The 23,517-nt window shown below is 48.6% G+C and carries 23 protein-coding genes and 1 pseudogene; 21 read left to right on the forward strand and 3 right to left on the reverse strand.

Features of this window, described 5'->3' with window-relative positions:
- The first annotated feature begins 5 nt into the window (after positions 1-5).
- The 5 genes and pseudogenes from OVA33_RS12950 to prpB all read left to right on the forward strand — a co-directional run bounded on the left by OVA33_RS12950 (position 6) and on the right by prpB (position 5,279).
- Complete coding sequence (locus OVA33_RS12950) at positions 6-857, forward strand: 3-hydroxybutyryl-CoA dehydrogenase (protein ID WP_063636706.1); 852 nt, start codon at positions 6-8, stop codon at positions 855-857.
- Between the two features lie 29 nt (positions 858-886).
- A pseudogene (locus OVA33_RS12955) lies at positions 887-1,781 on the forward strand (acyl-CoA dehydrogenase family protein).
- Positions 1,782-1,804: 23 nt separating this feature from the next.
- Complete coding sequence (gene mmgD, locus OVA33_RS12960; protein ID WP_007612474.1) at positions 1,805-2,902, forward strand: citrate synthase; 1,098 nt, start codon at positions 1,805-1,807, stop codon at positions 2,900-2,902.
- A gap of 25 nt (positions 2,903-2,927) precedes the next feature.
- Positions 2,928-4,355, forward strand: coding sequence for a bifunctional 2-methylcitrate dehydratase/aconitate hydratase (locus OVA33_RS12965; protein WP_014418342.1), 1,428 nt, complete (start codon positions 2,928-2,930; stop codon positions 4,353-4,355).
- An 18-nt stretch (positions 4,356-4,373) separates the two neighbouring features.
- Positions 4,374-5,279: a methylisocitrate lyase gene (gene prpB / locus OVA33_RS12970; protein WP_022552985.1), complete on the forward strand. Its 906-nt coding sequence runs from the start codon at positions 4,374-4,376 to the stop codon at positions 5,277-5,279.
- Between the two features lie 28 nt (positions 5,280-5,307).
- Here the strand turns inward: prpB and OVA33_RS12975 are convergent, their stop codons facing one another.
- Positions 5,308-5,550 carry a DUF2627 domain-containing protein gene (locus tag OVA33_RS12975; protein WP_014418340.1) on the reverse strand — a complete coding sequence of 81 codons (243 nt, stop codon included), beginning with the start codon at positions 5,548-5,550 and terminating at the stop codon, positions 5,308-5,310.
- Positions 5,551-5,703: 153 nt separating this feature from the next.
- Between OVA33_RS12975 and OVA33_RS12980 the strand changes: the two genes are divergently transcribed.
- From OVA33_RS12980 to OVA33_RS13015, 8 genes are all read left to right on the forward strand, one after another.
- Positions 5,704-7,773: a sigma-54 interaction domain-containing protein gene (locus OVA33_RS12980; protein ID WP_021494294.1), complete on the forward strand. Its 2,070-nt coding sequence runs from the start codon at positions 5,704-5,706 to the stop codon at positions 7,771-7,773.
- Positions 7,774-7,895: 122 nt separating this feature from the next.
- The gene (gene yqiS / locus OVA33_RS12985; RefSeq protein WP_015417787.1) at positions 7,896-8,789 is read left to right on the forward strand and encodes a phosphate butyryltransferase; all 894 of its coding nucleotides are present in this window, start codon (positions 7,896-7,898) and stop codon (positions 8,787-8,789) included.
- Positions 8,790-8,802: 13 nt separating this feature from the next.
- The gene (gene bcd / locus OVA33_RS12990; protein WP_007612452.1) at positions 8,803-9,897 is read left to right on the forward strand and encodes a branched-chain amino acid dehydrogenase; all 1,095 of its coding nucleotides are present in this window, start codon (positions 8,803-8,805) and stop codon (positions 9,895-9,897) included.
- Positions 9,898-9,914: 17 nt separating this feature from the next.
- Complete coding sequence (gene buk / locus OVA33_RS12995) at positions 9,915-11,030, forward strand: butyrate kinase (RefSeq protein WP_094247799.1); 1,116 nt, start codon at positions 9,915-9,917, stop codon at positions 11,028-11,030.
- Positions 11,020-12,441, forward strand: coding sequence for a dihydrolipoyl dehydrogenase (gene lpdA / locus OVA33_RS13000; protein ID WP_017418112.1), 1,422 nt, complete (start codon positions 11,020-11,022; stop codon positions 12,439-12,441). The genes buk and lpdA overlap by 11 nt, the downstream gene beginning before the upstream one ends.
- 22 nt (positions 12,442-12,463) lie before the next feature.
- On the forward strand, positions 12,464-13,456 hold the full coding sequence (locus tag OVA33_RS13005) for a thiamine pyrophosphate-dependent dehydrogenase E1 component subunit alpha (protein ID WP_017418111.1): 993 nt from the start codon (positions 12,464-12,466) through the stop codon (positions 13,454-13,456).
- A 12-nt stretch (positions 13,457-13,468) separates the two neighbouring features.
- Positions 13,469-14,452 (forward strand): 3-methyl-2-oxobutanoate dehydrogenase subunit beta, encoded by a 984-nt coding sequence (gene bfmBAB, locus OVA33_RS13010; RefSeq protein ID WP_003153216.1) that lies wholly within the window; start codon positions 13,469-13,471, stop codon positions 14,450-14,452.
- Between the two features lie 21 nt (positions 14,453-14,473).
- Positions 14,474-15,736, forward strand: a complete 1,263-nt coding sequence (locus tag OVA33_RS13015; RefSeq protein ID WP_063636703.1) for a dihydrolipoamide acetyltransferase family protein — start codon at positions 14,474-14,476, stop codon at positions 15,734-15,736.
- A 43-nt stretch (positions 15,737-15,779) separates the two neighbouring features.
- Here OVA33_RS13015 and OVA33_RS13020 read toward each other — a convergent pair whose 3' ends face one another.
- Complete coding sequence (locus tag OVA33_RS13020; RefSeq protein ID WP_022552989.1) at positions 15,780-16,676, reverse strand: YegS/Rv2252/BmrU family lipid kinase; 897 nt, start codon at positions 16,674-16,676, stop codon at positions 15,780-15,782.
- 178 nt (positions 16,677-16,854) lie between these two features.
- Here OVA33_RS13020 and brxB point away from each other — a divergent pair, with 178 nt between their 5' ends.
- The 6 genes from brxB (at position 16,855) to OVA33_RS13050 (ending at position 21,371) form a co-directional block, all read left to right on the forward strand.
- Entirely contained in the window at positions 16,855-17,292 is a 438-nt protein-coding gene (brxB, locus tag OVA33_RS13025; RefSeq protein ID WP_015417784.1) for a bacilliredoxin BrxB, read from the forward strand.
- 245 nt (positions 17,293-17,537) lie between these two features.
- Positions 17,538-18,305: an arginine ABC transporter substrate-binding protein ArtP gene (locus OVA33_RS13030; protein WP_038459116.1), complete on the forward strand. Its 768-nt coding sequence runs from the start codon at positions 17,538-17,540 to the stop codon at positions 18,303-18,305.
- Between the two features lie 61 nt (positions 18,306-18,366).
- Positions 18,367-19,026 (forward strand): arginine ABC transporter permease ArtQ, encoded by a 660-nt coding sequence (locus tag OVA33_RS13035; RefSeq protein ID WP_095272322.1) that lies wholly within the window; start codon positions 18,367-18,369, stop codon positions 19,024-19,026.
- The gene (locus OVA33_RS13040) at positions 19,019-19,741 is read left to right on the forward strand and encodes an arginine ABC transporter ATP-binding protein ArtM (RefSeq protein ID WP_014470639.1); all 723 of its coding nucleotides are present in this window, start codon (positions 19,019-19,021) and stop codon (positions 19,739-19,741) included. Before OVA33_RS13035 ends, OVA33_RS13040 begins: the two co-directional genes overlap by 8 nt.
- Positions 19,742-19,817: 76 nt before the next feature.
- Positions 19,818-20,771 carry an aromatic acid exporter family protein gene (locus tag OVA33_RS13045; RefSeq protein WP_025649867.1) on the forward strand — a complete coding sequence of 318 codons (954 nt, stop codon included), beginning with the start codon at positions 19,818-19,820 and terminating at the stop codon, positions 20,769-20,771.
- A 69-nt stretch (positions 20,772-20,840) separates the two neighbouring features.
- Positions 20,841-21,371: a L,D-transpeptidase gene (locus OVA33_RS13050; protein WP_014418329.1), complete on the forward strand. Its 531-nt coding sequence runs from the start codon at positions 20,841-20,843 to the stop codon at positions 21,369-21,371.
- A gap of 13 nt (positions 21,372-21,384) precedes the next feature.
- Here the strand turns inward: OVA33_RS13050 and prli42 are convergent, their stop codons facing one another.
- Entirely contained in the window at positions 21,385-21,480 is a 96-nt protein-coding gene (gene prli42 / locus OVA33_RS13055) for a stressosome-associated protein Prli42 (protein WP_007408390.1), read from the reverse strand.
- Between the two features lie 93 nt (positions 21,481-21,573).
- Between prli42 and mce the strand changes: the two genes are divergently transcribed.
- Positions 21,574-22,002, forward strand: a complete 429-nt coding sequence (mce, locus tag OVA33_RS13060; protein ID WP_021494289.1) for a methylmalonyl-CoA epimerase — start codon at positions 21,574-21,576, stop codon at positions 22,000-22,002.
- Positions 21,995-23,512 (forward strand): acyl-CoA carboxylase subunit beta, encoded by a 1,518-nt coding sequence (locus OVA33_RS13065; RefSeq protein ID WP_128974202.1) that lies wholly within the window; start codon positions 21,995-21,997, stop codon positions 23,510-23,512. The genes mce and OVA33_RS13065 overlap by 8 nt, the downstream gene beginning before the upstream one ends.
- Positions 23,513-23,517 lie beyond the last annotated feature (5 nt).

Consider the following 23,517-nt stretch of genomic DNA (forward strand, 5'->3'; position numbering starts at 1 on the left):
GCCGGATGAAGATGAAAACAATCATGGTCGCAGGTGCCGGTCAGATGGGAGCAGGCATCGCTCAGACGGCTGCAGAAGCCGGGTTTGCCGTCAAGTTATACGATTGGGAGCCGGAAACGGTAAAAAAGGGTCTTCACCGCATAAAGGCAAACCTGGAGAAAGAGCAGGCAAAAGGACGGAAGTCACAGCAGGAGACAGATGCCGTTTTCAGCCGTATTTCTCCGGCAGAGCTCACAGAAGCGGGAGATGCTGATTTTGTAATTGAAGCCATTGCCGAAAACAAAAAAGCAAAAGCGGAATTGTTTGACACACTTGATAAAATCTGTCCCCCGCATGCCGTATTGGCAAGCAATACGTCTTCTCTTCCCATTACGGAGCTTGCCGCGGCCACAAAAAGGCCTGAAAAAGTAATCGGCATGCATTTTATGAATCCGGTTCCTGTCATGGAGCTTGTCGAAGTCATCAGAGGACTCGCCACATCGGAAGAAACAGCGGAAACAGTAAAGAAGCTTGCCGTCCGGATGAATAAAACCCCTGTCGAAGTCAATGACTTCCCGGGCTTTATATCTAATCGCATATTAATGCCGATGATTAACGAAGCCGTTTATTGCCTTTACGAAGGAGCAGCTTCAAAGGAAGCGATTGATGCGGTGATGAAGCTCGGCATGCGGCACCCGATGGGTCCTTTAACATTAGCTGACTTCATCGGGCTGGATACGTGCCTTTCCATTATGGAGGTTCTCTATGCGGGGCTCGGAGATCCGAAATACCGCCCATGCCCTCTGCTCAGAAAATATGTCAGCGCCGGCTGGCTCGGCAAAAAAAGCGGGCGCGGTTTTTATGAGTACGGCAGATGACGTAAAGATCATGAGGGGAGACGGCAGCCATGCATTTTACAGAAGAGCACATCATGATGAGAAAAATGGTGCGTGATTTTGCCCGCAAGGAAATCGCGCCGGTGGTTGAGCTCATGGAATCAACAGATGAATTTCCGGAGCGGCTGATTAAAAAAATGGGCGAAGCGGGATTGATGGGCATTCCCGTCCCGGAAGCTTACGGCGGGGCGGGTGCTGATACAACATCTTACATTTTAGCGATTCATGAAATATCAAAAGTCAGCGCGGCCGTCGGCGTCATTTTATCCGTCCACACATCGGTATCCGGGTAAGGGGAGAAAGGGGATTTCCGCGTTTATCGTTGAAAAAAACACACCCGGTTTTTCTGTCGGAAAAAAAGAAAAAAAGCTCGGATTGTTAGGTTCCAATACTGTCGAATTGCAGTTTGACCAAGCGGAAATTCCGATTGAAAACCGGCTCGGCGAAGAGGGCGAAGGCTTTTCAATCGCCATGAAAAACCTTGACGTCGGACGGATCGGCATAGCGGCTCAGGCGCTCGGGATTATCGAAGCGGCGCTCGGCTGCTCGGTGGAGTACGCCAAAACCCGCAGCCAGTTCGGCAGACCCATCGCTTCGAATCAGGCCGTTTCATTTAAATTATCTGACATGGCGACGAATGCGGAAGCTGCCAAATTATTGGTCTATCATGCTGCTGATCTGTATCAGCGAGGGCTTCCGTGCGGAAAAGAAGCATCTATGGCGAAGCAATTCGCGTCCGATGCGGCGATGAAAGCGGCGGTGGAGGCTGTGCAGATTCACGGCGGCTACGGCTATATGAAAGAATATCCCGCGGAGCGTTTATTTCGGGATGCGAAAGTCACGCAAATCTATGAAGGAACCAATGAGATTCAAAGGCTGATTATTTCTAAGTATCTTCTTCAATAAAAAGTGCGCAAAGGAGCGAAACCATGGAATCTTATTCTCCCGGTTTAGATGGCGTCATTGCGGTGGAAACGGGGATTTCTTTCCTGGATACACAGCAGGGCAGTATTTTAATCAAAGGCCACGATCTGATTGAGCTTTCTAAAACGGCCGGCTATATGGACATTGTTCATCTCTTATTGGAAGACAGACTTCCTGATGCGAAAGAGAAGGCGGCGCTTGAAGAAGACGTTCGGCGCGGCGGACATCTTCCCGAGGAAATCTTGCACATATGCCGTCTGCTGCCCGAACATACTCACCCGATGGACGGACTGAGGACGGGTTTGTCCGCCCTTGGAGGCTTTGACAAGGACATCGATGACCGTTCATCTTCCGTAAATCAGCACCGCGTACGCGGACTGATAGGCAAAATGCCGAATCTGACGGTCAACAGCTATCGAGTCATCAACGGGCTGGAGCCTTTGGCGCCGGTCGGAACCTTATCATACAGCGCAAACTTTTTATATATGATTACCGGAAAAACGCCGTCATCTTTGGAAGAAGAAATCTTCGACCGGTCGCTTCTTTTATACAGTGAGCATGAATTGCCGAACTCAACGTTTACGGCCCGTGTCATTGCTTCGACGCAATCGGATATTTACGGCGCGCTGACCGGAGCCGTCGCCTCGCTTAAAGGAAACCTTCACGGCGGCGCGAACGAAGCGGTTATGTACATGCTTGAAGAAGCGAAGGATACAGACGGGTTTACACAATTATTAACTCAAAAACTCGCAAACAAAGAAAAAATCATGGGCTTCGGCCACCGTGTCTACATGAAAAAAATGGACCCGAGGGCGCTCATGATGAAAGAAGCGTTAAAAAAGCTGTCTGATCTTTCAGGTGATTTCCGTCTTTATAATATGTGTGAAGCCGGCGAAACCGTCATGAGGGAGAAAAAAGGCCTTTATCCGAATTTAGATTACTACGCAGCGCCGGTCTATTACATGCTCGGCATCCCGATCCCGCTGTACACGCCTATATTCTTCAGCGCACGGACGGTCGGACTGTGCGCCCACGTTATTGAACAGCACAGCCGAAACCGGCTTTTCCGCCCGCGTGTCCGCTACACCGGAGCGCGTCTGTAAACAGATGAGAAAGGAAGATGAAAACATGACAGAACCCCGCCGAATGGACGCTGTAATCGAAGAGATTTCTGACTACTTGCTCCATCAGGAGATTGACAGTTCAGAAGCATTCACTACGGCAGGACATGTGCTTCTTGATACGATAGGCTGCGGAATTTTGGCGCTCAGCTATCCCGAATGTACAAAGCTGCTCGGCCCGATTGTCCCGGGAACCTTCGTGCCCAACGGCAGCAGAGTCCCGGGCACGCCTTTTGTTTTAGACCCGGTCACGGCTGCTTTTAATATCGGCTGTATCAACAGGTGGCTCGATTATAATGATACGTGGCTTGCTGCGGAATGGGGTCATCCGTCTGACAATCTCGGAGGCATATTGGCTTGTGCGGATTATATATCCAGAGTGCGGATTTCAGAAGGGAAAGAACCGCTTACCGTGCGCGATGTGCTTTGCGCAATGATCAAAGCGCACGAAATTCAAGGAATTCTCGCTTTGGAAAACAGCTTAAACAGAGTGGGGCTTGACCATGTGCTGTTTGTGAAAGTGGCGACTGCGGCTGTTTGCGCACAAATGCTGGGCGGCTCAAGAGAGGAAATCAATAACGCCGTATCTCACGCTTGGATTGATAATTCAAGCCTCAGAACGTATCGTCATGCGCCGAACACCGGATCACGCAAATCATGGGCGGCCGGCGACGCGACGAGCAGAGGCGTATATTTGGCCCTTATGGCGCAAAAAGGTGAAATGGGGTACCCGACGGCCCTGACTGCATCTGGGTGGGGATTTCAAGACGTACTGTTTAACCGGCAGGAAATGAAGCTTGCCCGCCCGCTTGGGTCCTATGTGATGGAGAATGTTTTATTTAAAGTATCCTACCCGGCTGAATTTCACGCCCAGACAGCGGCGGAATGCGCGGTCCGGCTTCATCCGGAGGTGAAAGACCGCATTGAAGACATTGATAGGATCACGATTATGACCCATGAGTCGGCAATCCGGATTATCGATAAAAAAGGGCCGCTTCACAATCCGGCTGACCGGGATCACTGCCTCCAGTATATTACAGCAATCGGGCTGCTTTTCGGAGATATCACGGCGGATCATTATGAAGAGGAAACGGCGTCTGACCCGCGAATTGATACATTGCGGAGCAAAATGGAGGTGACGGAACACAAAGCGTACTCAAAAGATTACTTAGACCCGAATAAGCGATCCATATCAAATGCCGTACAGGTGCATTTTACAGACGGCACGGCTACGGGACGGATTGAATGTGAATACCCGCTCGGACACCGGTTCCGCAGAAAAGAAGCCGTTCCGAAGATTCTTGCCAAGTTTTCAGCAAACATCAGCACTCATTTTTCATTGAAGCAGCAGCGAAAAATCGAAGAGGCCTGCGAACATAGCGGCCGAATGCAGAAGCTCAGCGTTAGTGAATTTATGGACTTATTTCTCGTATAAAATAGGAGGGTGACAAACATGACGTGGATCGTCAGCGAGCAGTCGTCTCAAGAGGAGCTTGCAGAGCGGTTCCGTACGCTGATGGCAGCGCCGGATCTATTGCAGATCCCCGGCGCTCACGATGCGATGGCCGCTCTTATCGCCAAGAAAACGGGGTTTTCGGCTCTTTATTTATCAGGCGCGGCTTACACGGCGAGCAGAGGGCTGCCCGATTTAGGGATCATCACGTCGGCGGAAATGGCTGAACGGGTTAAAGATCTGGTCCGCTCGTCTGATCTGCCCGTCCTTGTCGATATTGACACGGGTTTCGGAGGAGTGCTGAATGCCGCCCGGACGGCGAAAGAAATGTATGAAGCGCGCGCGGCCGCCGTCCAGATGGAGGATCAGCGCCTGCCGAAAAAATGCGGACATCTGAATGGGAAGCAGCTCGTGCCGATTGAAGAAATGGCGCAAAAAATCCAAGCGGTCAAGCGGGCCGCGCCGACCCTTCTTGTTGTTGCGAGAACAGACGCCAGACAGCAGGAAGGGCTGGAGGGGGCATTAACAAGGGCGTCCGCTTATATAAAAGCGGGTGCTGACGCTGTTTTTCCGGAAGCGCTCCAATCCGAAAGTGAATTCAGAGCGTTTTCCAAACAAATCAGTGTGCCGATTCTCGCAAACATGACTGAATTCGGAAAAACGCCGTATTACAGTGCTGATGAATTTTCCGATATGGGCTGTCAGATGGTCATTTACCCGGTCACGTCACTCAGAACGGCGGCCAAGGCTTTTGAGCGTATTTTCCGCCTTCTGAAAGAAGAAGGCTCGCAAAAAGAGGGGCTTTCAGATATGCAGACGAGAAAAGAATTATATGAAACGATCGCTTACGATGACTATGAAGAACTGGATCAATCCATTGCCAAAACGATACTGCCGGACGACTGAAAAAGCCCTTTTTTTGCAAGGGCTTTTTTTACAGCTTTTTTTTCCTGAACCGCGGGCTGACTTGATTGCGTTTCCGATCTCTGTACAAAATAAACCCGGCCAGAACATAAAGGCCGAACAAAAAAAACGCCAATCCGGCCGCCCCCTGAAGAAAAAGGGACGGAAACGGGGAAAACACATGCCCGAATAATGCATCTCTCATCAGCTTAATGCCGAGCGCCGCGACAGCGCCGGGGAGGACCAGAATCAAAAGCGCAACAAGCCGGCTCATATTCAGAAAACCCCTTTACGATATGTTTTCCTTTATTGTCCAATCGAAAAAATATTTTGTCAAGAGATCAAAACGTGGTAACATAGGGGTTGTGCAAATTATTGCAACGGAAAATACAGGTGTGCAAATTTTTTCATATAAAGGGGTATCGGGATGCAGAAGGTGCTGATTATAGGTGCTGGTAAAGGAGGCACGGCGCTCCTACAGATTTTGATGAAAACAAAGCTGATCCGGATTATTGCGGTGGTTGATCAAGATCCGGAGGCGCAAGGGCTGCAAGAAGCCCGGAAATATGGAATTGCAACCTCATCAGATTGGAAACCTTACATAACCGAAGATATAGATATTATCATCCATACAACAGGCGATAAAGCGGTCATGGATGAGCTGCTCCATGAGAAAAAAGAACAAACCATCGTCATGCCGGGAAAATTGGCGTACATGGTGTTTCAGCTGATGGAGGAAAAACAGCAGCTTATCCAAATGCTCAAGTCGCAGACGTATAAGCATGACCGGATTTTTAATTCAACGCACGACGGCATGATTTTTATAGACGTCAACGAAACGATCATTTTATTTAATCAGATGGCAGAAAAAATGGTCGGCCAAAAACGGGAGGATGTCATCGGCCGCCAAATTAAAGACGTAGTGCCGAACACAAAGCTGCCGCGGATTCTGGAAACGAGAGAGCCGGAATATAACCAGAAGCAGCTTCTCGGAAAGCACCTGCAGATTGTCACGACAAGACTGCCGATCATTGATGAAGGCGGAAAACTTCTCGGCGCGTTATGCGTGTTTAAAGACATCACAGACGCAGTTGAACTGGCGGAAGAGGTCACAAACTTAAAACAAATCCGCACCATGCTTGAAGCGATTATTCAATCCTCAGACGAGGCCATTTCCGTCGTTGATGAAAACGGCATCGGAATGTTAATCAACAAAGCGTATACAAAAATGACCGGGCTGTCAGAAAGCGAAGTCATCGGAAAACCCGCTTCCACCGATATCTCAGAAGGGGAGAGTATGCACCTGAAAGTATTGGGGACAAGGCGGCCCGTGCGGGGTGTGAGGATGAAGGTCGGCCCCAATAAAAAGGATGTTATCGTAAATGTTGCCCCCGTTATTGTGGACGGTATTTTAAAAGGCAGCGTCGGCGTCATTCACGATGTGTCAGAAATTAAAACGCTGACTGCTGAGCTGAATCGGGCGCGCCAGATCATCCGCACGCTTGAAGCGAAATACACGTTTGATGACATTATCGGCACGAGTGAACAAATGCTGGTCGCCCTTGAACAGGCGAAGCTCGGGGCGAAAACGCCGGCGACGATTCTGCTGCGGGGAGAATCCGGCACAGGAAAAGAACTTTTCGCCCACGCCATCCATAATGAAAGCGACCGAAAATACAATAAATTCATCCGGGTCAATTGTGCGGCCCTGTCTGAATCCCTGCTAGAATCCGAGCTTTTCGGCTATGAGGAAGGCGCGTTTACGGGCGCGAGGCGCGGGGGCAAAAAAGGACTTTTTGAGGAAGCGAATAACGGCAGCATTTTCTTAGATGAAATCGGAGAGCTGACCCAAAGCACCCAGGCAAAGCTGCTCAGAGTTCTGCAGGAAAAAGAAATTATCAGAGTCGGCGGCGCTAAAGCGATTTCTGTCAATGTCAGAATTATCGCAGCGACAAACGTCAACATCGAAAAGGCCATGGCCGAAGGCGCGTTCCGTGAAGACCTGTATTACCGGATTAACCGCTATCCGATCTCAATCCCGCCGCTTCGGCAGCGCAAAGAAGATATTGAAGCGCTGAGCATTCGGCTCATTGAAAAAATCAATCAGGATTACGGCCGCAATGTAAAGGGGCTCGCGCCGAACGCGCTGCGTGCTTTATCAGCCTACAGCTGGCCGGGAAACGTCCGGGAGCTTGAAAATGTTCTCGGACGGGCAATGATATTTTTAGAGCCGCACATGGAACGGATCGAACAGCAGCATCTGCCTGTTTTTGAATCAGAGCTGAATGAAAAAAACGGCACCCAAAGTGATTTTCCGGATGTGGAAGGGGAAAAGCTGTCTCAGGCTGTTGAAAAATTTGAAGCACACGTCATTCAAAAAACGCTTGAAAAGCATAAATTCAACCGAACCAAAACGGCAAAAGCGCTTGGTGTCAGCATTCGGAATCTGTACTACAAAATGGACAAGTACGGCCTTGCAAATGACGGCATGCAATAAATTGCAGAGAAAGCGCAAACAGCTGCATGTTTTCTTGAAAAAAGCCGGAATAAACCCTCCCGTATATTTGGCACGGAACTTGCATTGTTAAAAGCGGATTCGCACAAGGAAGGTGGTACAAAATGAAGCTGAGAGACCTAGTTGAAAAAGCCGCGGCAAAAAACGCAAAAACCATTGCAGTGGCCCACGCAGCAGATAAAGAAGTGATCCAGGCCGTCAAAATGGCGGCAGAACACTTGTCGGCACGATTTTTACTGACGGGTGACAGCGGAAAGCTGAAAGAGCTTCTGGCAAATGAGCCGAAGTTCAATGCTGAAATCATCCACGCCGATTCACCCGAAGAATCTGCGGCAAAAGCAGTGCGCGCAGTGCGTGAACAAGAGGCGGACGTTTTAATGAAAGGGAATCTCCCGAGCTCAACTCTTCTGAAATCGGTTTTAAACCGCCATGAAGGGCTTCGTTCAAAAAGGGTGTTATCACATGTAGCCGTTTTTGAGGTGCCGGACTATGACCGGCTGATGTATGTGACTGATTCAGCGCTGAACATTGCCCCGTCTCTTGAAGAGCTCGGGCATATTCTGCAAAATGCGGTTCATGTCGCACATTCAGTAGGGAACCCTATGCCGAAAGCCGCAGTCCTTGCCGCTATTGAAACGGTTAATCCGAAAATGGAGGCGACGCTGAACGCGGCTGCGATCGTCCAGATGTGCAACAGAGGACAGATTACCGGCTGCATTGCGGACGGACCGCTTGCTTTGGATAATGCCGTATCCCAAGCGGCTGCGCTGCAAAAAGGGATTTCCGGAAGCGTAGCGGGCCAGGCGGATATTCTCTTGGTTCCTTCAATCGAGGCCGGAAATATGCTTTATAAGTCAATGATTTATTTTGCGAAAGCAAATGTTGCTGCCGTCATCGCCGGTGCAAAAGCGCCGATCGCATTAACGAGCAGAGCGGATACCGCAGAAAATAAACTGTATTCAATTGCGCTTGCGATTTGCGCATCACAAGAACAGTAGGAGGAACGAACCTATGGAAATTTTTAAATATATGGAGACTTATGATTACGAACAATTGGTATTCTGCCAAGATGAACAATCCGGATTAAAAGCGATCATCGCGATTCATGATACGACGCTCGGCCCCGCACTCGGCGGAACAAGAATGTGGACATATGACAGTGAAGAAGCGGCGATTGAAGATGCACTAAGACTCGCAAAAGGCATGACTTATAAAAATGCGGCTGCCGGTTTAAACTTAGGCGGCGGGAAAACCGTTATTATCGGAGACCCCCGCAAAGATAAAAATGAAGAAATGTTCCGCGCGTTCGGCCGGTACATCCAAGGCTTAAACGGAAGGTATATTACGGCGGAAGACGTCGGCACCACCGTTGAAGATATGGACATCATTCATGATGAAACAGACTATGTAACCGGAATTTCTCCGGCATTCGGTTCATCAGGAAATCCGTCCCCGGTTACGGCGTACGGCGTCTATAAAGGGATGAAAGCTGCAGCGAAAGCGGCGTTTGGCACTGATTCACTGGAAGGTAAAACAATTGCCGTGCAAGGCGTGGGAAATGTGGCTTACAATCTATGCCGCCACCTTCACGAAGAAGGCGCTTCTTTAATCGTAACGGATATCAATAAAGAATCTGTTAAACGTGCCGTTGAGGACTTCGGCGCCCGCGCGGTTGATCCCGACGACATTTACTCACAGGCGTGCGATATTTATGCCCCATGTGCTCTCGGCGCCGTCATTAACGATGACACGATTAAACAGCTGAAGGCGAAAGTCATTGCGGGGGCGGCCAATAACCAGCTGAAAGAAACACGTCACGGCGATACCATTCATGAAATGGGAATCGTGTACGCTCCGGATTATGTCATCAATGCAGGCGGCGTCATCAATGTGGCCGATGAGCTTTACGGCTACAATGCTGAGCGGGCTTTAAAAAAAGTTGAAGGCATCTATGCAAACATTGAGCGGGTGCTCGATATTTCCGCGCGTGACGGCATTCCGACATACTTAGCGGCCGACCGTCTGGCTGAGGAACGAATTGAACGCATGCGCCGTTCAAGAAGCCAGTTTCTGCAAAACGGCCAAAGTATATTAAGCAGAAGATAGGAATTTGATCTGGAGGTATGAAAATGTTCGAAAAGGAAAAACGCATTCTCATTCTGAATCCAGGCTCAACATCAACGAAAATCGGTGTCTTTCACAATGAACGCTGTATCTTTGAAAAGACGCTGCGGCATCCCGAAGAAGAGCTGAAAACATTTAACGGCATTATCGACCAGTACGAATTTCGAAAAATAAGCATTCTTGAGTCTTTGCACGAACAGGGCATCAACATTTCAAAGTTTGATGCCGTTTGTGCCAGAGGCGGTCTGCTCAGACCGATTGAGGGCGGCACATATGAAGTGAATGACGCCATGATCACTGATTTGAAAAACGGCTACAACGGCCAGCATGCTTCTAATCTGGGCGGAATTATTGCCAGGGAAATAGCTGACGGACTAAATATTCCCGCGTATATCGTCGATCCGGTCGTGGTGGATGAGATGACTCCGCTCGCTAAAGTATCAGGAATGCCTGAAATCAAGCGGAAAAGCATTTTTCATGCTTTGAACCAAAAAGCTGTTGCCCGTCAGGCGGCGGCGTCCCTCGGCAAACGGTATGAACAGATGAAGATGATCGTCACTCATATGGGCGGCGGCATCACAGTCGGTGTCCATGATTGCGGACGGGTGACGGATGTCAACAACGGGCTTCACGGTGAAGGGCCCTTCAGCCCGGAGCGCGCGGGAACCGTTCCTGCGGGTGATTTGGTGGAGATGTGTTTTTCCGGCAAGTATTCAAAAGCCGATATGATGAAAAAACTTGTCGGCACGGGCGGACTCTCCGGCTACCTGGGGACAACGGACGCGGTGAAGGTGGAAAAACGCATTCAGGCCGGAGATGAGCATGCGAGGCTCATTTATGACGCCATGGCTTATCAAGTAGCAAAAGAAATCGGGGCGGCAAGCGCCGTATTAAAAGGAAAAGTAGACATTATCGTCCTGACGGGCGGATTGGCGTACGGGAAAAGTTTCGTATCCGCCATCAGATCGTACATAGATTGGATTTCGGATGTACTGGTGTACCCGGGAGAAAATGAACTGCAATCTCTCGCGCAAGGCGCGCTTCGGGTTTTAGCCGGTGAGGAGCAGTCAAAGCAATATCAGATCGGCGAAGGAGTGAAAACAAATGGCGACTGAATATGATGTGGTCATTCTGGGCGGCGGGACGGGCGGTTATGTAGCCGCCATCAGAGCGGCCCAGCTCGGCTTAAAAACGGCCGTTGTAGAAAAAGAAAAGCTCGGCGGAACATGCCTGCATAAAGGATGTATCCCGAGTAAAGCGCTGTTAAGAAGCGCGGAAGTGTACCGAACCGCAAAGGAAGCGGCAGCATTCGGCATTGAAACGGAAGGTGTCTCCCTCCGCTTTGACAGCGTGCAAAAACGAAAGCAGGGAATCGTTGACCGTCTGGCCGGCGGTGTCGCCCACTTGATGAAAAAGGGGAAGATTGATGTATTCAACGGGTACGGACGTATGCTCGGCCCTTCCATCTTCTCACCTCTTCCCGGTACGGTTTCTGTCGAATACGCAAATGGTGAAGAAAACGACATGCTGATACCGAAACAATTGATTATCGCAACCGGTTCAAGGCCGAAAATGCTGCCGGGTTTAGAAGCAGACGGTACATATATTCTGACATCAGATGAAGCGTTAGAGCTTGAGCGTCTGCCCAAATCCATGATGATCGTCGGCGGCGGTGTCATCGGAATTGAATGGGCATCCATGCTGAACGATTTCGGCGTCAATATCACTGTGATTGAATATGCGGACCGCATTTTGCCGACTGAAGACCGTGATATTTCAAGCGAGATGGAAAAACTGTTAACGAAAAAAGGAATTAAGATCGTAACGGGTGCGAAAGTGCTTCCGGATACATTGGAAAAAGCGGACGGCGTTTCAATTGCCGCTGAAAAGAATGGAAAAAAAGAAACGTATCACGCGGAACAAATGCTTGTTTCCATCGGCCGCCAGCCGAACATTGAAGGGATCGGCCTTGAAAACACGGATATTGAAGCGGAAAACGGTTCTATCATCGTGAACGAAGCCGGGCAGACGAAGGAATCGCACATTTATGCGATCGGTGATGTTGTGGGCGGTCTTCAGCTTGCACATGTGGCCTCCCGTGAAGGCATCATTGCCGTTGAGCATATGGCGGGTCTTAATCCGGCTCCGCTTGATGCAGCTCTTGTGCCGAAATGCATTTATTCAAATCCGGAAGCGGCGAGTGTCGGTCTGACAGAAGAGGAAGCAACCCGAAAAGGACATGAACTGAAGATCGGGAAGTTTCCGTTCATGGCAATCGGAAAGGCTCTTGTATACGGAGAAAGCGATGGCTTTGTTAAAATCGTCGCCGATCGGAATACAGATGATATTCTCGGTATTCATATGATCGGCCCGCACGTCACCGATATGATCTCTGAAGCGGGGCTTGCCAAGGTGCTCGACGCGACTCCTTGGGAAATCGGCCAGTCCATACATCCGCATCCGTCGCTTTCAGAAGCGATTGGAGAAGCTGCGTTAGCCGCAGACGGAAACGCGATTCATTTTTAAAAGGAAAGAAGGAGGGGTTTGAATGACTACAAACCGCCATCAAGCATTAGGGCTCTCTGACGAAGAAGCCGTTGAAATGTATAGAACCATGCTGTTAGCCAGAAAAATCGACGAAAGAATGTGGCTCTTAAACCGCTCGGGCAAAATTCCGTTCGTTGTTTCATGTCAAGGACAGGAAGCGGCTCAAGTAGGCGCGGCCTATGCTTTAAACCGTGATACCGACTATGTGCTTCCTTACTACAGAGATATGGGAGTTGTGCTTGCATTCGGTATGACTGCAAAGGACTTGATGATGTCCGGTTTTGCGAAAGCGGCTGACCCGAACTCAGGCGGAAGGCAGATGCCTGGCCACTTCGGGCAAAAGGAAAACAGAATCGTAACGGGCTCATCCCCTGTGACAACGCAGGTGCCTCATGCAGTCGGAATCGCGCTTGCGGGACGCATGGATAAAAAGGATATCGTCTCTTTCGTTACCTTTGGAGAAGGATCTTCCAACCAGGGGGATTTTCACGAAGGGGCAAACTTTGCCGCCGTGTATAAATTGCCGGTCATTTTCATGTGTGAAAACAATAAGTATGCTATTTCTGTTCCGTATGACAAACAGGTGGCGTGCGAAAATATTTCCGACCGCGCAGCAGGCTACGGCATGCCGGGAGTCACAGTTGACGGAAACGACCTGCTGGAAGTTTACCGGGCCGTGAAAGAAGCGCGCGAACGGGCATCTAAAGGCGAAGGTCCTACATTAATAGAAACGGTTTCCTACCGGTTGACGCCGCATTCCAGTGATGACGACGACAGCAGCTACAGAGAACGCGAAGAAGTAGAAGAAGCAAAGAAACAGGATCCGCTTCTTATATACAAAGCATACTTGCAAGAAGCCGGGCTTCTAGGTGAAGAAGAAGAAAAGACCATGCTGGATGACATCATGGCTATCGTAAACGAAGCGACAGACGAAGCGGAGAAAGCGCCATACGCATCTCCTGAATCAACGCTTGATCACGTTTATGCGAAGTAGGGAGGAATACTTATGTCTGTAATGTCTTATATTGACAGTATTAATGCAGCAATGAAAGAAGAAATGGAAAGAGATCCGCGCGTGTTTGTTCTCGGGGAAGACGTCGGGAGAAAAGGCGGCGTGTTTAAAGCAACGGCGGGTCTCTATGAACAGTTCGGAGAAGAGCGCGTGATGGATACGCCGCTTGCTGAATCAGCGATTGCCGGTGTCGGGATCGGCGCCGCGATGTACGGCATGCGCCCGATTGCCGAGATGCAGTTTGCCGATTTCATTCTGCCTGCGGTCAACCAAATCATTTCAGAAGCGGCAAAAATACGCTACCGCTCAAACAATGATTGGAGCTGTCCGATGGTCATCAGAGCGCCTTACGGCGGCGGCGTGCACGGCGCGTTGTATCATTCCCAATCTGTGGAGGCCATTTTTGCCAACCAGCCGGGCCTTAAAATTGTCATGCCTTCAACTCCTTATGACGCAAAAGGGCTGTTGAAAGCCGCAGTCCGTGACGAAGATCCGGTGCTGTTTTTCGAACATAAGAGGGCGTACCGTCTGATTAAAGGCGAAGTCCCTGCGGATGATTACGTCCTTCCGATCGGAAAGGCGGATGTAAAACGCGAAGGCAGCGACATTACTGTTATTACGTACGGATTATGCGTCCATTTCGCTCTGCAGGCTGCCGAGCGTCTTGAAAAAGACGGAATTTCCGCGCACGTATTAGATTTGCGTACGGTTTATCCGTTAGATAAAGAAGCCATCATTGAAGCCGCGTCTAAAACGGGAAAAGTATTGCTGATCACGGAAGATACGAAAGAAGGCGGTATTATGAGCGAGGTCGCCGCCATTATTTCAGAAAACTGCTTATTTGATTTAGACGCGCCGATCAAGCGGCTTGCAGGTCCTGATGTTCCGGCAATGCCTTATGCGCCGACAATGGAAAAATACTTCATGATGAATCCTGACAAAGCAGAAGCCGCGATGAGAGAATTAGCGGAGTTTTAAAGACGTAAGGAGGTTTTTGACATGGCGATTGAACAAATGGCTATGCCTCAGCTCGGAGAGAGCGTGACGGAAGGGACGATCAGCAAGTGGCTGGTATCCCCCGGTGATCAAGTGAATAAATATGACCCCATCGCGGAGGTCATGACGGATAAAGTGAATGCGGAGGTGCCGTCTTCTTTTACCGGTACGATTACAGAACTTGTAGGAGAAGAAGGCCAGACTCTTGCAGTCGGCGAGATTATCTGCAAAATTGAAACAGAAGAAACGGAAACCGAAGAGGCGCCGAAGCGGGAAGAAGAGCAGAATACCCCTTCAGACACCGGTGCAAACCGTCAAGGTAAAGATCAGTCAAATAAAGCGCGTTATTCGCCGGCCGTGCTCAGATTAGCGGGAGAACACGGCATTCAGCTTGAAGAAGTTGAAGGAACGGGTGCAGGCGGAAGAATTACGCGAAAAGACATTCAAAAGATCATTGATTCGGGAATGAAGCAGAAATTGGAAGCACCGGCGCCGGCTGCTGTTCAAACAACGCAACAAGCGCCGAAACAACAGCAAAAACAAGCACCGGCACCAGCTCTGTCAGCCGGTGATATTGAAATTCCGGTTACAGGCGTCAGAAAAGCCATCGCCGCCAATATGCATAAAAGCAAAACAGAAATTCCGCATGCCTGGACGATGATGGAAGTGGACGTCACGAACATGACGGCGTACAGAAACAGCATTAAAGACTCATTTAAACAAAAAGAAGGCTTCAATTTAACGTTTTTCGCTTTCTTTGTAAAAGCGGCGGCACAGGCTCTCAAAGAGTTCCCGCAGATGAACAGCATGTGGGCGGGAGACAAAATCGTCCAAAAGAAAGACATCAACATCTCCATTGCCGTTGCCACGGAAGATTCGCTGTTTGTTCCGGTTATTAAGCATGCTGATGAAAAAACGATTAAAGGCATAGCCAGAGAAATAACGGACCTTGCGAAAAAAGTGAGAAACGGAAAACTTACCGCGGAAGATATGCAGGGCGGCACATTTACCGTCAATAACACGGGATCTTTCGGCTCAGTTCAATCTATGGGCATTATCAACCATCCGCAGGCGGCGATTCTTCAGGTAGAATCTATCGTCAAACGACCGGTTGTCATGAATAACGGGATGATCGCCGTTCGTGATATGGTTAATCTTTGCCTGTCTTTAGATCACAGAGTGCTCGACGGGCTCGTGTGCGGCCGATTCCTCGGACGCGTCAAAGAGATCTTAGAAAACATTGATGAACATACGTCAGTCTATTAAAAAAACTCCTTTTGCCCGGGCGGCAAAAGGAGTTTTTTTATTTTCATTGTGAATCCTCGGGAACAAGCATAGTGAGATGATGTTTTTTCACTTCGATCGTACAAGGTGTTGTTCCGTATACCTCGCCATCTGTATCCGCGTCCATCTCACGTCCGGTTTCGATTTCAATCCTGGAGGCCTGAATATAGGACAGCTCCCCTTTGAAATCATCAAATGAACCCTGCTCCATCGTCATCAGCTCCCGCAACGCGGCAAGGCTTGTGTTGCGGCAGATTAACACATCGGCTAAGCCGTCCCGGAGGCTGGCATCAGGCAGGGGAACTCTGTTTGTCCCGATATAATGCCCGTTCATGACAAGCACCATTACGGCTTCGTCTTCTTTCACCTCGCCGTCAATCGTCAATTTGACAGGAAACGGGTTCGCGCTTGTCATCGTCCGCAAGGCGCTCGTGAAGTAGCTGATTTTACCAAGCCATGCTTTTTCAGTTTCATTGATATGGCTTGATGCTTCGGTGATCAATCCGATGCCCCAGAAGTTCAGAAAATAGCCGTCATCCGTTTTACAGACGTCAATCATCTGTTTATGTCCGGCCGCGAGCGCTTCAGCGGCCTTTTGAAGGTTTTGCGGGATGCCGAGCGCCCGGGAGAAATCGTTGCACGTTCCTCCCGGCAAAATGCCGACAGCGGGTCTGTGATCAAGCTTGCTGATGCTGTTGATGCATTGATGCACAGTGCCGTCCCCGCCTAAAATATATAAATGGTCAACTGAACTGTCGAGATTTTCACAATACTGACGGGCATCATCCTGATGTTTGGTCGGTTTAATCAAAAGTTCGTCAGCTGACTGGGCCAAAATGGGGACGACCGTGCCGAGGGTTTTATCAATCTGTTTTTGACCGGCGTTTCCGTTATAAATTAATACTGCTTTCCGTTGGCTCATACGACTGCTCCTTTATTTCAGACAATCTCCTTAACAAGTTTCCCGTTTTTAAAAGGTCATAAACTTACATCGGGAACATAAAAGGGTCAAAAAACAATTGGTTATGAGCGGTGTCATTTGCCGATAGGGAGGTTCCTTGCTATCATAAGAAGAGATGATCAAAAAGGAGAGGTCCCAGTTGAATATGGATTTTAATTTATTTATGAATGATGTCGTGCGTCAAGCCCGCCAGGAAATCACGGCCGCCGGGTATACAGAGCTGAAAACCGCTGAGGAAGTGGACGATGCGCTTTCGAAAAAAGGAACCACACTCGTCATGGTCAACTCTGTGTGCGGATGCGCAGGCGGTATTGCACGGCCTGCCGCGTACCATTCCGTACATTACGATAAACGCCCGGATCAGCTTGTGACGGTATTTGCCGGACAGGATAAAGAAGCGACAGCCAAAGCGAGAGAATACTTTGAAGGCTATCCGCCGTCCTCTCCGTCATTTGCCATTTTAAAAGACGGGAAAATCATGAAAATGGTGGAACGCCATGAAATTGAAGGCCATGAGCCGATGGCCGTCGTCACAAAACTGCAGGAAGCATTTGAAGAATATTGTGAAGAAGTATAAGTGAAAGAAAAACCCCGGAGCCGAGCGCTTGCGGGGTTTTTTTAGATGGAATCTGTATAAATATAAATATTTATACATCGGCGTTCAGCTGTCACTAATCTGAAAAACAATGACTATAATAAACACAGAAAGGAAAATATATTTTTCAAAAATAGTATTGCATCACACTTAAAAAGTGTTTAAAATACAAGTTAACGAATAAATATTCAATTTTAAGAGATCAGTAGATATGGGGGAAATGAATCATGAAGAAATGGCTGTTGGTATTAGCTGCCGCATGTATCACCTTTGCGCTGTCCGCCTGCGGATCAGGCAATTCAGGCTCAGAGGGCGGAAAGAACAAGCTGATTATGGGTACATCGGCTGACTATAAACCATTTGAATATAAAGACGGCGATCAGATCACCGGGTTTGACGTTGACCTGGCGAAAGCTCTGGGCAAAAAGACCGGCTATGACGTTGAGGTGCGGGACATGGACTTCAACAGCCTGATTACAGCCTTGAAGTCCAAGCAGGTAGATATGATTTTATCTGGAATGACACCTACGCCGGAACGGAAAAAGCAAGTTGATTTTTCTGATATTTATTATACTGCTAACAATATGATTGTTACGAAAAAGGGAAGCAGCATTAAATCCCTGAATGATCTGAAAGGCAAAACCGTCGGTGTTCAGCTCGGCTCCATTCAAGAGGAAAAAGGCAAGAAGCTCGCTTCGAAATACGGTTTTCAGCTCGAAGACCGCAACCGGATCTCAGACTTAACCGAAGAGATCAAATCCGGGCGTTTTGATGCCGCGATTATCGAAGACATCGTAGCACAAGGCTATTTCAGTTCAAATAACGATCTGCAGGGCTTTGCGTCAGCAGATGCGAAATCAGACGAATCGGGTTCCGCGATTGCGTTCCGCAAAGACAGTGATCTGACAGCGAAGTTTAACAAAGCGCTGAAAGAAATGGAGAAAAACGGAGAAATCGAAAAACTGAAGAAAAAATGGTTCACCAACGAGAAATAAAAGAAAGCTCAACTTTTCGTTGAGCTTTTTATCTTGAATAAAGACAAAGGAGATCACACATATGAATTTGGATTTCTCAGCGACAATCCCCCAAATTCCTTTTATATTGGAAGGCCTTGCGGTCACATTGAAAATTGTGCTCGTTTCAGCGGTCATCGGTCTTGTATTTGGAATCGTGCTCAGCTTATTTAAAATCAGCACGATCAGTCCGCTGAAATGGATTGCGGATTTTTATACTTCGATATTCCGCGGCACGCCGCTCGTGCTGCAGCTGATGATCATCTATTTCGGTATGCCGCAGCTCCTCGGCTTTCAGATCGATCAATTTTGGGCGGCGGTCACCGCATTATCGCTCAATTCGGCCGCTTACGTCTCTGAAATTATCAGAGCGGGAATCAATGCAATTGACAAAGGACAAAAAGAGGCTGCCGTCGCTCTCGGCGTGCCGTACGGAAAAATGATGAAAGATCTGCTGCTGCCGCAGGCGTTTAAAAACATTTCTCCGGCTATTATTAACGAATTAATCACCTTAACGAAAGAATCGGCGATCGTCACAGTTATCGGTCTTGGCGACATTATGAGACGGGCCTACCAGTCCGGCGCCGCAACATACAACTATTTAGAACCTCTTATTGTGGCGGGCTTAATCTATTACGTGCTCGTTTTGATCTTAGCATTCATCGGAAAAGGCGTAGAAAGGAAGCTGAAAGCCAATGATTAAGGTCGACAACCTGTCAAAATCATTCGGGAAACATGAAGTACTGAAAAACATTTCAACACAGATCGCAGAAGGGGAAGTCGTCGCTGTCATCGGACCTTCCGGCTCCGGCAAATCAACGTTTCTGCGCTGCTTAAATCTGCTGGAAACCCCGAGCGGCGGAACGATTGCCATTAAAGAAAAAGAAATCACCGCTGCTAAAACGAATAAACTGAAAGTGCGGGAAAATATCGGGATGGTATTTCAGCATTTTCATCTGTTTCCGCATAAAACGGTGCTTGAAAATATCATATATGCGCCGGTCAGCGTGAAGAAAGAGTCCAAAAAGGCGGCGGAGGAAAAGGCGTGCGCTCTCCTTGAAAAAGTCGGACTGCTTGAAAAACGGAACGACTATCCGAACCGTTTGTCAGGCGGGCAGAAGCAGCGTGTCGCCATCGCGCGTGCCCTTGCCATGAATCCTGACATCATGCTGTTTGACGAGCCGACCTCAGCTCTTGACCCGGAAATGGTCAAAGAAGTTCTTGAGGTTATGAAGGAGCTCGCTCAAACGGGCATGACGATGGTCATCGTCACGCACGAAATGGGATTTGCCAAAGAAGTCGCAGACCGCGTATTATTTATGGATGAAGGCACGATAGTGGAAGACGGGCAGCCGGAAGAATTTTTTCTTTCTCCGAAGTCAAAAAGAGCACAGGACTTTTTAGAAAAAATATTATAAAATATAACTGTAAGAAAAGAAGAAGCGTGCTCTTCTTCTTTTTTTTGAGAAAGAAACAAACAGAATGGAGCAAGCAATGTTTAAAATCGGTTACCGCACACTAAAGACCGCACTTGGAACGGCGCTGGCCATTTATTTAGCTCAGCTGTTGCATCTGCAAAACTTCGCATCCGCAGGAATCATCACCATATTGTGCATCCAAATTACGCAAAAGCGGTCGCTTCAGGCCTCGTGGGCCCGATTTGCCGCCTGTTTATTGGCAATCGTCTTTTCATATGTCTTTTTCGGACTGATCGGCTATTATCCGTTTGTGATCGGAATATTGCTTGTGCTGTTTATTCCAACTACAGTCGTCTTGAAAATAAACGAAGGGATCGTCACAAGCTCAGTTATCATTCTTCATCTATATATGTCCGGCGGCATTACGATGGCGTTTATCTGGAATGAGTTCCAGCTGATCACCGTAGGTATCGGTGTCGCGCTGTTAATGAATCTGTATATGCCGAGCCTCGACAGAAAACTCGCGGCGTACCGGAAAAAAATTGAGGACAATTTTGCCGTCATCTTCGCTGAAATCGAACGGTATTTGTTAACTGGTGAGCAAGATTGGACGGGAAAGGAAATACCGGAGACGCATCAGATGATTCAAGAGGCGAAAAACCTTGCCTACCGGGACGTGCAGAATCATATTTTGCGCCATGAAAATCTTTACTATCATTATTTTAAGATGAGACAGAAACAATTTGAAATCATTGAACGGCTGCTGCCGAAGATTACCTCTATTTCAATAACGGTGGAGCAGGGCAAAATAATCGCCCATTTCATCCATGAATTAAGGGAAGCCATTCACCCCGGCAATACCGCTCATAAATTTTTAAAAAGACTTGCAGAAATGAGAACGGAATTTGAAGAAATGCCGCTCCCGGCAACGCGCGAGGAGTTTGAAGCGCGGGCGGCTTTGTTCCACCTCCTCGGTGAGATGGAACAATATCTCGTGATTAAAAGTTATTTCAAAGGCATCAAGCTGTAAAAAACATATGGATCAATCGCATGAGTCTTCCTTTCATTGGTCATTCTAATGAAAAAAGGAGGGGAGCCCATGCGATTTTTTTTATTGTCAGCCGCCCTGCTGCTGTCTCCGCTTTGGCCGCTTGGCGCAAACCCTTTGCCGGGTGACCCTTATATTATCGTCAATAAAGCCACAAATGCGCTTGCTGTTGTGAAGGATAACCGAATAGAAGGCATTTATCAGGTGGCGACGGGAAAAACGGATGATTTGACGCCTGAAGGAGAATTTACGGTAACGGTCAAAGCCGTCAATCCGTATTACCGGAAGAAAAATGTAAAGGGAGGCGCGCCGGAAAACCCGCTCGGCGTCCGCTGGATCGGTTTTGACGCGAAAGGAACCGACGGCAGGATATACGGCATTCACGGAACAAACAGAGAAGAGCTGATCGGGGGGTTTGTATCAAACGGCTGCATCCGTATGAAAAACCGGGATGTCATCCGTATTTTCCGGATTATCCCTCCCGGAACGAAAGTATTGATTACAAAAGAAAACCGCTCATTCGAGGACATTGCAATAGAGCGGAAAGCCCTCATAAAAAAGCAGGAAACCCCCTTGCAATGAGGCGCCTGCTTTTTTACCGCAAATACATCATAATGCCTGAGAGGAGGGTTGAAAGTATAAATACGCCCAAAATGACGATGACGGCGCTTTTCATAAATTTTTGAGACATTGTTTCACTCCTTAAGATTACTGTCTATCATTTTAACGTGTTTTGCTTGTATGAACAAGCCATATCCTATGGCGGAAAGCAGGTGGCCGCGCTATGAAAAAACTTGATCATGTCGGCATTGCCGTCAGCTCTATTGATGCCGCGAGAGGATTTTACGAACGGATGCTCGGGCTTACGTATATGGGAGACGAGCTGGTAAGCGGCCAAAATGTGAGAGTTGCTTTTTTAGAAGCGGGAGGCACAAAGCTTGAGCTGATTGAGCCGCTGTCGGACGCGTCTCCCGTCAGCTCTTTTTTACAGAAAAGAGGTGAAGGACTGCATCATTTGGCATTCCGCTGCGCCGATATGAAGGAAACGATCAAGGAGCTTGAATCATGCCGCATGACTTTGATCCATCATGAACCGCAAAACGGCGCGGGCGGGAAGAAGATCGCATTTCTCTCTCCAAAAGAGGCGAACGGGGTCCTGATTGAGCTTTGTGAAACAATTGAAAAAGGAGAAACTCAAGATGAGCATGAGTGAGCATATCAGACACTTAAACGAAAAACGTTCCTTTTTAACAAACGGCGGCGGAGCGGAAAGAAATGAAAAACAGCATAAAAAAGGCAAGCTGACGGCAAGAGAAAGAATTGCCTATTTATTGGACAAAGACAGTTTTTCAGAGCTTCAGCCGTTTGCCAAAAGCCGCATGCCCGGGTGTCAAAATGCGCCGGGAGACGGCGTCATTACCGGATACGGCACAATTGACGGACGGCCCGTGTATTTGTTTGCTCATGACTTTACCGTACTCGGCGGGACGCTCGGCGAGACACATGCGGAGAAAATCGCAGCGGTGATGGATCTGGCCGCGAAAAATAAAACCCCGATCATCGGGCTGAACGACTCAGGTGGTGCGAGAATTCAAGAGGGTGTGGTATCATTAAATGGATACGGTCATATCTTTAGGCGCAACGTCCTTTACTCGGGAGTGATTCCGCAAATTTCCGTCATCCTTGGGCCGTGTGCCGGCGGTGCTGTTTATTCACCCGCTCTGACGGATTTTGTAATTATGGCGGAAAATACGTCGCACATGTTTATTACAGGCCCGAAAGTCATTGAACAGGTTACGGGTGAACAGATTGACGCGGAAAGTTTAGGCGGTGCGGGAATACATAATGTGATCAGCGGAAATGCCCACTATTCCGCACGAACGGAAAAAGAGGCTCTTTCCGCAGTGAAAACGCTGCTTTCTTATCTTCCGCACGGCAGACAGACGGCATCACCCGTTAAAAAGGAAGACGCCAGGCCGTTATTAAATACCCTCGTTCCCGCGGACAGTTCGAAACCTTACGATATGTTACAGGTGATAAAAGAACTGGCGGATGACGGAACGTTTTTTGACATTCAGCCGTATTTTGCCAAAAACATTGCTGTCGGTTTTCTGAAGATCGGACGGCGCACAGTCGGTGTTATCGCAAACCAGCCGAAACATTTGGCGGGGAGCCTTACGATAGATGCCGCTGACAAAGCGTCGAGATTCATCCGTTTTTGCGACGCGTTTCATATTCCGTTATTGACAATCGCTGATGTTCCGGGATTTCTCCCGGGCTTTCAGCAGGAACATGCGGGAATCATCCGTCACGGAGCAAAATTGCTGTATGCTTTTGCCGAAGCGACGGTGCCGAAAGTGACGCTCATCATCAGAAAAGCTTACGGAGGCGCCTATGTCGCCATGAATTCGAAAGGGCTCGGGGCAGATCTTGTATTCGCCTGGCCCAATGCGGAAATCGCCGTTATGGGAGCGGAAGGCGCGGCGTCGATTTTATACAGCAGAGACATACAGGCTTCTGGCGACCCGGAGAAAACGAAGCGCGAAAAAAAAGCCATATACGAAAAGGAAAACGCCGGTCCGTATAAAGCGGCGGCCTGCGGAATGGTGGATGATATCATCCGGCCGGAAGACTCGAGGAAAAAATTGATTCAGGCATTTGACATGCTTGCGCATAAGGAAGAGGAAAGACCGAAAAAAAAGCACGGTAATATACCGCTTTAAACGGA

The sequence above is a fragment of the Bacillus sp. KICET-1 genome, from assembly GCF_027721405.1.
Lineage (GTDB): Bacteria > Bacillota > Bacilli > Bacillales > Bacillaceae > Bacillus > Bacillus velezensis.

Coding starts and splice junctions, on each gene's coding strand:
- OVA33_RS12950 (WP_063636706.1), top strand. CDS start 6: ATGAAGATGAAAACAATCATGGTCGCAGGTGCCGGTCAGATGGGAGCA.
- mmgD (WP_007612474.1), top strand. CDS start 1,805: ATGGAATCTTATTCTCCCGGTTTAGATGGCGTCATTGCGGTGGAAACG.
- OVA33_RS12965 (WP_014418342.1), top strand. CDS start 2,928: ATGACAGAACCCCGCCGAATGGACGCTGTAATCGAAGAGATTTCTGAC.
- prpB (WP_022552985.1), top strand. CDS start 4,374: ATGACGTGGATCGTCAGCGAGCAGTCGTCTCAAGAGGAGCTTGCAGAG.
- OVA33_RS12975 (WP_014418340.1), bottom strand. CDS start 5,550: ATGAGCCGGCTTGTTGCGCTTTTGATTCTGGTCCTCCCCGGCGCTGTC.
- OVA33_RS12980 (WP_021494294.1), top strand. CDS start 5,704: ATGCAGAAGGTGCTGATTATAGGTGCTGGTAAAGGAGGCACGGCGCTC.
- yqiS (WP_015417787.1), top strand. CDS start 7,896: ATGAAGCTGAGAGACCTAGTTGAAAAAGCCGCGGCAAAAAACGCAAAA.
- bcd (WP_007612452.1), top strand. CDS start 8,803: ATGGAAATTTTTAAATATATGGAGACTTATGATTACGAACAATTGGTA.
- buk (WP_094247799.1), top strand. CDS start 9,915: ATGAAAATGTTCGAAAAGGAAAAACGCATTCTCATTCTGAATCCAGGC.
- lpdA (WP_017418112.1), top strand. CDS start 11,020: ATGGCGACTGAATATGATGTGGTCATTCTGGGCGGCGGGACGGGCGGT.
- OVA33_RS13005 (WP_017418111.1), top strand. CDS start 12,464: ATGACTACAAACCGCCATCAAGCATTAGGGCTCTCTGACGAAGAAGCC.
- bfmBAB (WP_003153216.1), top strand. CDS start 13,469: ATGTCTGTAATGTCTTATATTGACAGTATTAATGCAGCAATGAAAGAA.
- OVA33_RS13015 (WP_063636703.1), top strand. CDS start 14,474: ATGGCGATTGAACAAATGGCTATGCCTCAGCTCGGAGAGAGCGTGACG.
- OVA33_RS13020 (WP_022552989.1), bottom strand. CDS start 16,676: ATGAGCCAACGGAAAGCAGTATTAATTTATAACGGAAACGCCGGTCAA.
- OVA33_RS13030 (WP_038459116.1), top strand. CDS start 17,538: ATGAAGAAATGGCTGTTGGTATTAGCTGCCGCATGTATCACCTTTGCG.
- OVA33_RS13035 (WP_095272322.1), top strand. CDS start 18,367: ATGAATTTGGATTTCTCAGCGACAATCCCCCAAATTCCTTTTATATTG.
- OVA33_RS13040 (WP_014470639.1), top strand. CDS start 19,019: ATGATTAAGGTCGACAACCTGTCAAAATCATTCGGGAAACATGAAGTA.
- OVA33_RS13045 (WP_025649867.1), top strand. CDS start 19,818: ATGTTTAAAATCGGTTACCGCACACTAAAGACCGCACTTGGAACGGCG.
- OVA33_RS13050 (WP_014418329.1), top strand. CDS start 20,841: ATGCGATTTTTTTTATTGTCAGCCGCCCTGCTGCTGTCTCCGCTTTGG.
- prli42 (WP_007408390.1), bottom strand. CDS start 21,480: ATGTCTCAAAAATTTATGAAAAGCGCCGTCATCGTCATTTTGGGCGTA.
- mce (WP_021494289.1), top strand. CDS start 21,574: ATGAAAAAACTTGATCATGTCGGCATTGCCGTCAGCTCTATTGATGCC.
- OVA33_RS13065 (WP_128974202.1), top strand. CDS start 21,995: ATGAGTGAGCATATCAGACACTTAAACGAAAAACGTTCCTTTTTAACA.